The organism is Pedobacter chitinilyticus (assembly GCF_003313385.1).
In the GTDB taxonomy this organism is placed as follows: Bacteria; Bacteroidota; Bacteroidia; order Sphingobacteriales; family Sphingobacteriaceae; genus Pedobacter; species Pedobacter chitinilyticus.
The window spans coordinates 260,437-271,083 of the sequence record NZ_QMHN01000005.1; the positions used below are offsets into that span (position 1 = coordinate 260,437).

A 10,647-nucleotide genomic window follows, 5' to 3' on the forward strand; every position below is an offset into this window, starting at 1 on the left:
GTAATGTTTAAAATATTTATACAAAGACCGGTACTCGCCACCGTGATCTCCATTTTATTGGTGATTCTTGGGGTGCTTGGTTTAACTAAATTACCGCTGCAACAGTTTCCAGATATCGCTCCACCGTCGGTTTTGGTTACTGCGGTATATCCAGGTGCTAATGCCGAAACCGTTTTGCGTTCGGTGGCACCATCTATCGAAGAATCGATCAACGGGGTAGAGAACATGACCTACATGAGCTCAACCGCCAGTAATGACGGTTCGTTGGCCATTACGGTTTTCTTTAAATTGGGTACCAATGCAGATCAGGCAGCGGTAAACGTTCAAAATAGGGTAGCTCAAGCAACTAGTCAGTTACCTGCAGAAGTAGTACAACAAGGTATTACTACTGCGAAACAACAAAATAGCTTTATCATGGCTATTGGGATGTTTACTGAAGATGAGGCCAAATATGACCAAACTTTTGTAGCCAACTACGCACAAATCAATATCATTCCAGAGATCAAAAGGATTCCTGGGGTAGGTGCTGCCAGTATTTTTGGTGGGGTAAAAGATTACTCGATGCGTGTTTGGTTAAATCCAACGCAAATGGCTACTTATAAGGTGACGCCTAACGAAGTAATGGCCGCCATCCAAGATAAAAGTTTGGAAGCTGCTCCAGGTAAATTTGGAGAGCGTAGTAAAGAGGTTTTTGAGTATGTCATTAAATACAAAGGCAAACTAACTAAGCCTGAAGAATATGAAAATATTGCCGTAAGAACAAATGCAGATGGTTCTATCCTTTATCTAAAAGATGTGGCTAGGATTGAACTTGGCGCTTATTCTTATAACAGTTTAACACGTTTAAACGGACAAAAAGGAGTTGTAATCGGGGTTATTCAGTTAGCTGGATCTAACTCTAATGAAATCCAGATTGCCATTAACAAGCTGATGGAAAAGGCTTCAAAAGATTTTCCAAAGGGAATTAAACACAACATTTTTTATAGTACAAAAGTTGCCTTGGATCAGTCTATCGATCAGGTAATCCATACTTTAATTGAGGCGTTTATTTTGGTATTTATCGTTGTATTTATCTTCCTTCAAGATTTTAGGTCAACGTTGATTCCTGCCATTGCGGTGCCTGTAGCTATTTTGGGTACGTTTTTCTTCATGCAGTTGTTTGGTTTCTCCATTAACTTACTCACCTTGTTCGCTTTAATTTTGGCCATTGGTATTGTGGTGGATGATGCGATTGTGGTGGTGGAAGCCGTGCACGCCAAAATGGAGCACAAACATTTAGCACCTAAAGCGGCTACCCATGAGGCGATGAGCGAAATTACAGGAGCCATCATTTCCATCACCTTGGTAATGGCTGCGGTATTTTTACCCGTTGGTTTCATGGAAGGTTCAACAGGATTGTTTTACCGTCAGTTTGCGTTCACCATGGCTATTGCCATTGTCATTTCTGCGGTTAACGCTTTAACTTTAAGTCCTGCATTGGCTGCCTTATTTTTAAAAGACAATCACGCAGCGCCTAAAGAAGGTGAGGCTCCAGTTAAAAAAGGTTTTAAAGAGAAATTCTTTAGCGGTTTTAACAGCGCCTTTAACGCCATGACTAACCGTTACGTGAATAGCCTGAAATTTTTGGTTAAAAACAGATGGTTAAGCTTGGGTGGATTAGCATTAATTACTGTAGCCACCATTTGGATGGTTAGAACTACCCGTACTGGCTTCATTCCTACAGAAGATCAAGGTTTTATCGCTATTTCGGTGTCAACACCGTCTGGAACTTCATTAGACGGAACTCAGAAAGTAATGACTGAAGCGGAGAATACACTTAGAAAGTTAGATGCATCGAGGTTTGTGACTGCCATTTCAGGTTTTAACCTATTAACTAACTCTACAAGTCCATCGGCAGCGGTAGTTTTCGTATTGCTTAAGCCTACAGAAGAAAGAGGACAGGTGAAGAATATCGACGAAATCATGAACCAAGTGAGGGGACAATTAGCTGGAATATCTGGCGGTAGTTTCTTTGTGTTCAGTTTCCCAACGGTGCCTGGTTTTAGTAACGTAGAGGCCTTGGATATGGTACTGCAAGATAAAACGGGCGGTAAACTGGATAAGTTTAGTGGAATTTCACAAAACTTTATTGGTGAATTGATGAAACAACCAGCCATTGCCGTAGCGTTTACCAGTTTCAAAGCTGATTATCCTCAATTGGAGTTGGACATTAACCAACAAAAAGCTGATCAGTTGGGCGTGAACGTGAAAGATATATTGCAGACCATGCAGGCTTATTTTGGTAGTGCGCAAGCTTCAGATTTTAACCGATTTGGAAAGTACTACAGGGTAATTGTACAAGCTGATATTGCTGATAGAGCTGATCCTGCATCTATTGATCGTGTGTTTGTGAAAAACAAAACAGGGGAGATGGTGCCGATCAATACTTTGGTGACTTTGCGCCGCATTTATGGATCAGAAACCGCTTCAAGGTATAATTTATTTAATTCTATCGCGATTAATGCCATTCCAAAACCTGGTTTTAGTTCGGGTGATGCCATTAAAGCTATTGAAGAAGTAGCCGCTAAACAATTGCCAGCAGGTTATAGCTATGAATTCTCTGGTCAAACGAGAGAGGAGATTTCTTCTGGTGGACAGTCGGCCGTGATTTTCATCTTGTGTTTGGTATTTGTTTACTTTTTATTGGCTGCTCAATATGAGAGTTATTTACTACCGTTGGGAGTTATTCTTTCTATTCCAGTAGGAATATTTGGAGTGTTCTTGGCCATCGGCTTTGCTGGTATTGAAAATAACATTTATGTACAAGTAGCATTGGTCATGCTTATTGGCTTGCTAGCCAAAAACGCGATTTTGATTGTGGAGTTTGCGGCACAGCGCAGAAGAGCTGGGAAACCATTGATTGCAGCAGCTTTAGAAGCGGCTAAATTGAGGCTACGTCCTATCATCATGACTTCTCTTGCCTTTGTGGTAGGGTTAATCCCGATGATGTTTGCTACTGGTCCATCAGCTCAAGGTAACCACAGTATCAGTATTGGTGCTGCAGGCGGGATGGTATCAGGCGTAATTTTAGGCTTGTTCATCATTCCAGTACTCTTCATCATCTTCCAATATTTACAGGAAAAGGTAACAGGCGCACCATTGGCAGAAATCAATGCACATCCTCATCATCAACAGGAGGAAAATAAATAATATAAATCATGAGAACATTCATATATAGTTTTTTGATCACTTTAATTCTGGGAAGCTACGGCTGTAGCATCCCACGAAATGTGATTAATCCGGTACAGGATACCCCTTCAAAATATAGGGGGATAGCCCAGGCAGATACGACCAGTATCGGAAATATTTTGGTAAAGGATTTTTTTGCGACCAAAACAATCCAGCAATTGATTGATAGCGCTATTGCGCGAAATATCGATTTACAGATCGCCATTAAAAATATAGATGCGGCTAACTTGTTGTTAAAGCGTGCGAGAATGGGGAATCTTCCTCAGTTAAATTTGCAGGTAACCGCCAATTCAAACCGGCCTTCTGATAACAGTTTGAACGGATTGAGTACTTCGCAGTTTTTGAAAACTACCCATGTTGAAGATTATAATGCCAACTTGGCATTAAGCTGGGAGGCGGATATTTGGGGAAAGATCAGTAAGCAAAAAGAAGCTTCATATGCGACTTATTTGCAAAGCGAAGAGGCAAAGAAAGCCGTTCAAACGCGTATCGTGGCAACGGTTGCCACCAGTTTTTACCGTTTGTTATTGTTGGACGAGCAGTTAAATATTGCGAAAAGGAACTTAGCGCTTAGTGATAGCACTTTGAAAATGGTGAGCAAACAGTTTGAAGTAGGTCAAGTAACATCATTGGCTGTACAACAAACGGAAGCGCAGTTGCTTAGAGCTAGTCAGCTTATTCCGCAAATTACTCAGGAAATCAGCATTCAGGAAAATGCTTTGAGCGAATTGACGGGTAGATTTCCAACGGCGATAGAACGTTCGGAAACCTTAGCACAATTGGAAATTCCAGCACAATTGGCTGTGGGTATTCCATCCATCATGTTGGGCATTAGACCAGATGTTAAAAGTGTTGAGCTTGGTTTGAAAATCGCCAATGCCAAAGTTGGTGTAGCTAATGCGAGTTTATATCCAAGTTTAACCATTTCGGCCAGTGCGGGACTTAACTCTTTTAAGGCCAGCAATTGGTTTAATGTTCCCGCTTCGTTGTTCGGCATTGTTGGTGGAGGGATTACCCAACCTATTTTCAATAGAAGGGAACTAAAAACACAATTTGAATTGGCGAAAGTGGAAAGAGAGAAATCGGTATTGTTGTTTAGACAAGTGGTGATTCAAGCAGTGGTTGAGGTGTCAAACGAACAATCTAAATTAGAAAACCTAAAAAAGGAATTTAGCATTGCCCGAAACAGGGTACGTACGTTGAAATCGGCAGTGCAAAATGCGGACTTACTGTTCAAAAGCGGTATGGCCAATTATTTAGAAGTGATTACTGCGCAATCTAATCTGTTGCAGGGCGAGCTTGATTTAGCGAGCTTGAAGACAGCGCAGCTTAATGCTAGTGTTGAGTTGTATAGGGCCTTGGGTGGAGGCTGGCAATAAAACCTAGTGTGACAACAATTAAGGATTAGTTTCGTTAAATGTTGGTTTTTAAAGCAGCGGCCTGTAAGGTCGCTGCTTTTTTTGTGATCGCTCATTCCATACTCGCAGGCGCTCATTTTACCCTCTCTCCCGATAAATCGGGATCTCTCCCTTTTAGGGAGAGAGAATTGCTTAGGAAAGGTAGTAGTGGAGATGAATGGAGGCAATTTAATAACGGTTAGTACTACCAATCCCCTCTCCTTTTAAAGGGAGAAGGGTTAGGGAGAGATTTTTTTGCTGTAAGTTATTTTGCAGCTTTGAGTTAGCTAAACGGGATTGAAGTGGAAATCCTTTTTGCTTCTCATTGCCTGGGTGCTCCGAAGAATCTATAGGGAAGCACTTTCTTTGTTAAGTTTGGTAGCCTAAGTTGAAGCAAAAAGATTGTAACGTAAAGCCCGACTACCGATAAGATGTGCTACGGAAATTGCTTTTCGAAAATAGAATAGTTGTTATAAGTATTTGGTATGTGTTTGTCAGTTTTGGTCCATAAACGAGGTGTATATAGGCTGCAGCATTGATAATGATAATAAAACAAGCTATCTTGCCGTTTTTAAATTCTAAAACTTATTATTAACACAAATGAATACAAACCAAATTAAAAGATTGGTTGCCTTAGCGTTATTGGCAACGGGTCCTTTTATTGCGTCTGCTCAATCGCAAAAGAAAAACTGGTACAATTTAGATCTTAAAGCGGATAGTGTTTTTGGAATCAGTACCGAAAAAGCATACAACGAACTTTTAAAGGGTAAAAAATCGACTACTGTAATTGTTGGTATTTTAGATAGCGGCGTTGATGGGGTTCACGAAGATTTGAAATCTGTAATGTGGGTGAACAAAAAAGAGAAGGCTGGTAATGGTAAAGATGATGACAAAAATGGTTACATCGATGACGTTAACGGTTGGAGCTTTTTAGGTGGAAAAAATGGCAACATTAACCAAGAGACTTTAGAGCTTACTCGTTTAATTCGTCGTGATGCTGCTCGTTTTGCTAACGTAACCGAAGAAAATGTAACGGCTAAAGATAGACCTGCTTTTGAGGCTTATTTAGCCATGAAAAAAGAGTTCGATAAGGGCTTGGCAGAGGGTAAAGCTAACCTTGCGGGGTATACTGGTTTAAAAAATGGGGTAGAGGCTATCGCTAAAAAACTAGGTAAAGAAAATCCTACTTTGGAAGATGTAAAGAACTTTACTCCTGAAGGACAGGCTGAAAGTACTGCTAAAAATGCTTTGCTTAGAGCGTTGGTAAATACGGATTATAAGACTTTTTACGAAACTAGGGTAAAAGCTGGTTACGAGCATTTTTACGATCAAGTTAACTACAATTACAACTTGACTTTTGATCCACGTAATATTGTTGGTGATGAGGAGAACAATAGCAATCAACGTATTTATGGTAATACCGATTCTAAAGGTCCAGATCCATCGCACGGTACACACGTAGCGGGTATTGTTGGTGCTGATAGAAAAAATACCATCGGTATTAATGGTGTTGCGGATAATGTATTATTGATGGCGGTACGTAATGTGCCAAATGGAGATGAGCGTGATAAAGATGTTGCTAATGCGATCCGTTATGCGGTGGATAATGGTGCTAAGGTTTTGAACATGAGCTTTGGTAAGGCCTACTCTCAAGATAAAAAAGTTGTGGACGATGCGGTGAAGTATGCCGTAAGCAAAGATGTATTGTTAGTACATGCAGCAGGTAACGATAATAAAAACCTTGATGTGGAGACTAATTTCCCTACGAACAAATATGAGGATGGTACTTTAGCAGAGAACTGGATTACTGTTGGTGCATCGACTCCTTATAACGACCGTAGACTTAAAGCTAGTTTTTCTAACTACGGAAAAACTACCGTAGATGTTTTTGCACCTGGCTTCGGTATTTACTCTACTTATCCAGATCAAAAATATCAAGATAACAATGGTACGAGTATGGCTGCGCCAGTGGTAGCTGGTTTGGCGGCATTAATCCGGTCTTACTATCCAAAATTATCGGCTAAGCAAGTAAAGGAAATCATCATGAACTCTGTGGAGAAAGCAGATGCCTTGAAAGATATTTCGGTTACTGGTGGTGTTGTGAATGCTTATAATGCGTTAAAATTAGCGGCAACTTACTAGTTAAGTAAAAAGTTAAAAGGCAAAAGTAGAAGTACGAATTGCCAATTGATAAAGCGTAGATTGAATTTCAATCTGCGTTTTTTTTATTTGTTCCTTGCAGTGACGTGCTGTTTTTACTTATGAAATACGTGAGCCTGTAAGGCGATTTAAAATTTATTCTTTTCCTAGTGTAACGAATATTGATTGGTGCATACTTATGGTGCATTAATGTTTAATCTCATCTCGTTATGCCCGTTGCCACTTTCTTTAGATTTTTAAATCAGTTACATCCAATAAAAGGTTCTTTGGAAAATTATCTTTTGGGGAAAATCTCTACGGTATCTTTCAACAAAGGTAAATTTTTGATCAGTCCTTTGGATAAGGAAGACCATGTGTTCTTTTTAGTTCGTGGTGCTGTAAGGGGTTTCACCAAAATTGGGCAAAAGAAAATCACCACTTGGCTTACCATTGAAAATAACCTAGTGGGACGTATTAGGCAAAATGATCAGCACGAAATGGTTGAAGAATATATAGAAGCTTTGGAATATTGTGAGGTCGTTAAAATTAACAGCGCATTTTTAAAAGAGCTTTACTTCCAATATTTTGAGATCAACTATATCGGCAGGCTGCTTGCCCAAAAATTATACATGGCAGCGGAGGAAAGAGCGCTCATTGGTCGTTTGCCTACAGCAGAAGCAAAATATAAGCGGTTTTTGTCTGTTTATCCAGATTTAGTTAATAGGGTTTCCTTAAAATATATCGCTTTTTTCTTAGGTCTTTCGGTAGAAACACTCAGCAGAATCAGATCCAAAATAACTAATGATGGCAATGAGTTGATAGTAAGATGAATAACTTAAAGGCATTGATATTCGTCAATATTTTATTTTTTTTCTTTACCTAGATCCCATCAATATTGGCGTTTTTTGCTATAAAATCCACTTGTTATGAACTATTGTTGTGATAGCGGTTGCTCATTTACTTGCCTCAAACGAGAATCTCAAGCTGTTACTTTTATCAATAAAATAATTTCAATAGGCTAATATGAATAAACTTTTGTTGTGAGTTCATTTCTCCTCATGTAGGAATTTTGTGTTAATTACTCTGAAGCTTTCGTACCCCTAGGGTAGAGATTATTTTACCCTAATCGAAAGCTGGCGAGATGATTTTGATCCATCTTATTTGAGGAGCAAGTAACATTGCTTTAGAAAATGCTTTGCATCAACTTTTTTAATGCTCAAATATTTTATGCCAGTTACCGTTTTTTTCAGCTACTTAAACCAAATATATCCTTTAAAAGAACATTTAGTGACCTATCTCTCTGAAAAGGTCACTAAGATTGAAATTAAAAAAGGTAAATATTTAATTAGCCCTCTTGATAAGGAAGATTGTATGTATTTTTTGGTGAAGGGTGCCGTTAGGGGATTTACCAAGATAGAAAATAAAAAGATTACCACATGGCTGGAAGTCGAGCCTGTGCTTATTGGGCGTATTCGTAGTATTGATGGGCAGGGTATTACCGAAGAATACATAGAAGCAATAGAAGACTGTGAGCTTGTGGTGATTAATAAAGAGATGCTGACCTATCTCTATGATAATTATTTTGAAATTAATTATATCGGCAGGGTATTGATCGAGCGATCTTATGCCGCGGCAGAAGAAAGGGCTTTCATTGCGAGAATTCCCACTGCGGAGTCTAAATACTTAAGGTTTTTAAAGACCTACCCGCATTTGATAGAGCGAATTCCACTAAGACTGATTGCTTCATTTTTAAGTGTCTCTGAGGAAACATTGAGTAGAGTACGCACAAAAATTGCCAAATGTACGGTCTTTACCGAATAGCGCTTTGTTGTGAGTTGTACAAAACAGCTATTGATTTTTGTCAATAGCATATTCCTTCGAAGAGTTTAAAGAACAACATGATGACGTTTTTTTGTACTACAAAAAAAAACAATGTATCATGATCTATTTTAACAACTCTTTTCAAAAGAAAATTTGGACAGTATTAATTATATGCTGTGCTTTTATTGGGATTGGAATGAGTAAGCTGCGAGCCCAGACGCTCGCTGCTGGAGACATTGCCTTTATTGGCTATGACTTTGGTACGGTTGACGGCTTCTCATTTATTGCCCTCAAAAAACTACCTGCTGGTGAAACCATTTATTTTTCTGAACAGGGCTGGACAGCAACTGGCTGGGCTGGAAGTACGGAAGTTCATCTGCAATGGATAATTCCCACTGACGTGCCAATTGGGACAATTATTACGATCAGAGAAACTGCTGCTGATGTTTTTACGGTAAGTGGTACTAGTGGGGTAACCATAGCTTTAAATTCTAATTTTAACTTATTGGGAGGTGATCAGATTTTGGCCTACCAAAGTACCTCAGGTGTTAAACCTGCTAATCCTATTTTTATAGCGGCCGTTCACGGTGACTACAACAGTACTAATTACGATCCAATTACAACGTGGAATGCCAGCAATAATAGTGGAACAGCGGAAAGTATTGTTCCTGAAGGACTGACTAATGGTGTGAACTGTGTATCCCTTTTTCCTGATCCTGGACCAGAAGTTGCTAATAGTAAGTATACTGGAACATTAACGGGTTCAGCTTCGGCTTTAAGAGCGGCGATTAACAATCCTGCCAACTGGGTCCATGATGGGACTGCATCTTTAGGGATTTTACCTGCAAACTATGCTACACCTAATGTAACTACGGACGCGGCAAAACCTACGCTAAGCACTACGGCTGCCACTGGTACTGGTGCTGTAAAAGCGATCTTGGGCGGTAATGTAACTGCCGACGGTGGTGCAACTGTAAATGAAAGAGGTATCGTTTGGGCTTTAGGTCAAAATCCAACAACTTCAGATAATAAAGTAACTATTGGGTCGGGTACTGGAGTTTTCAGTGCTGTAGTGTCTTCGCTACCAGCTGGTACCACTATTAATTTTAGAGCATACGCAATCAATTCAGCTGGAACTGCTTATGGAACAAATCTTTCCTTTACCACAACCGCAGCTTTAGCGGCAACTGCATCTTTTACCACCGTGTCGTGTAATGGTGGTAGTAATGGTACGGCTACTGTTGTGGCTACTGGCGGAAAAATCCCTTATACCTATTCATGGGCTCCATCGGGAGGTACTAATGCTACGGCTACAGGTTTACCTGTTGGTATTTACACCTGTACCATTACCGATAACGAGGGGACTTTCATTACTCGTAGCGTTACCATTACACAGCCAACAGCGATGTCGGCAGTTACCTCTAAAACGAACGTAAGCTGTAACGGTGGTGCTAATGGAACTGCTACAATTGTTCCTTCTGGAGGTGTTGGTCCATATACTTACTTATGGTCACCATCAGGAGGTACCAACGCTACGGCTACAGGTTTGTCGGTAGGAAACTATACGGTTACTGTTACCGATGCAAATTCGTGTACCATGATTCGTGGTTATACCATTACACAGCCTACTGCAATGTCTATTACAACCAGCAGAACAGATCTAGCCTGTAATGGAGGTTCAAATGGTATCGCCAGTGTTAACGTAACAGGAGGAACTGGTCCATATACTTATTTATGGTCTCCATCAGGAGGTACTGCTTCAACGGCTACAGGTCTATCTGCTGGTACTTATACGGTGACGATTACTGATGCCAACTCTTGTCAAGCTACTCGTAACTTCACTATTAACCAACCACCAGCATTGGTAGTTACTTCATCTTCGCAAACAAATATTGCTTGTAACGGAGGTACTAATGGCTCTGCTACTGTAGCAGTATCTGGAGGTGTGCCTGGTTACACCTATTCATGGTCTCCATCAGGAGGTACGGCTGCAACGGCTACCGGTTTGGCGGCTGGTACTTATACTTGTACCGTAACCGATGCCAATGCATGCTCTAAACAA

The 10,647-nt window shown here is 40.2% G+C and carries 5 protein-coding genes and 1 pseudogene; all 6 read left to right on the forward strand.

Annotated elements, in window-relative coordinates:
- Nucleotides 1–3 precede the first annotated feature (3 nt).
- On the forward strand, nt 4–3,189 hold the full coding sequence (locus DUT70_RS15990; protein WP_113648362.1) for an efflux RND transporter permease subunit: 3,186 nt from the start codon (nt 4–6) through the stop codon (nt 3,187–3,189).
- A gap of 8 nt (nt 3,190–3,197) precedes the next feature.
- Nucleotides 3,198–4,607 (forward strand): TolC family protein, encoded by a 1,410-nt coding sequence (locus DUT70_RS15995; RefSeq protein ID WP_113648363.1) that lies wholly within the window; start codon nt 3,198–3,200, stop codon nt 4,605–4,607.
- A 618-nt stretch (nt 4,608–5,225) separates the two neighbouring features.
- Nucleotides 5,226–6,767: a S8 family peptidase gene (locus tag DUT70_RS16005; RefSeq protein ID WP_113648365.1), complete on the forward strand. Its 1,542-nt coding sequence runs from the start codon at nt 5,226–5,228 to the stop codon at nt 6,765–6,767.
- 227 nt (nt 6,768–6,994) lie between these two features.
- Nucleotides 6,995–7,594 carry a Crp/Fnr family transcriptional regulator gene (locus tag DUT70_RS16010; RefSeq protein WP_113648366.1) on the forward strand — a complete coding sequence of 200 codons (600 nt, stop codon included), beginning with the start codon at nt 6,995–6,997 and terminating at the stop codon, nt 7,592–7,594.
- Nucleotides 7,595–7,976: 382 nt separating this feature from the next.
- Nucleotides 7,977–8,585 (forward strand): Crp/Fnr family transcriptional regulator, encoded by a 609-nt coding sequence (locus DUT70_RS16015; protein ID WP_113648367.1) that lies wholly within the window; start codon nt 7,977–7,979, stop codon nt 8,583–8,585.
- A gap of 118 nt (nt 8,586–8,703) precedes the next feature.
- Nucleotides 8,704–10,647 (forward strand): annotated as a pseudogene (locus DUT70_RS16020) (SprB repeat-containing protein); the annotation flags it as partial.

Bases quoted from the DNA above. Each gene is read 5' to 3' on its own strand.
- DUT70_RS16005 (WP_113648365.1), top strand. From the start codon at position 5,226: ATGAATACAAACCAAATTAAAAGATTGGTTGCCTTAGCGTTATTGGCA.
- DUT70_RS16010 (WP_113648366.1), top strand. From the start codon at position 6,995: ATGCCCGTTGCCACTTTCTTTAGATTTTTAAATCAGTTACATCCAATA.
- DUT70_RS15995 (WP_113648363.1), top strand. From the start codon at position 3,198: ATGAGAACATTCATATATAGTTTTTTGATCACTTTAATTCTGGGAAGC.
- DUT70_RS16015 (WP_113648367.1), top strand. From the start codon at position 7,977: ATGCTCAAATATTTTATGCCAGTTACCGTTTTTTTCAGCTACTTAAAC.
- DUT70_RS15990 (WP_113648362.1), top strand. From the start codon at position 4: ATGTTTAAAATATTTATACAAAGACCGGTACTCGCCACCGTGATCTCC.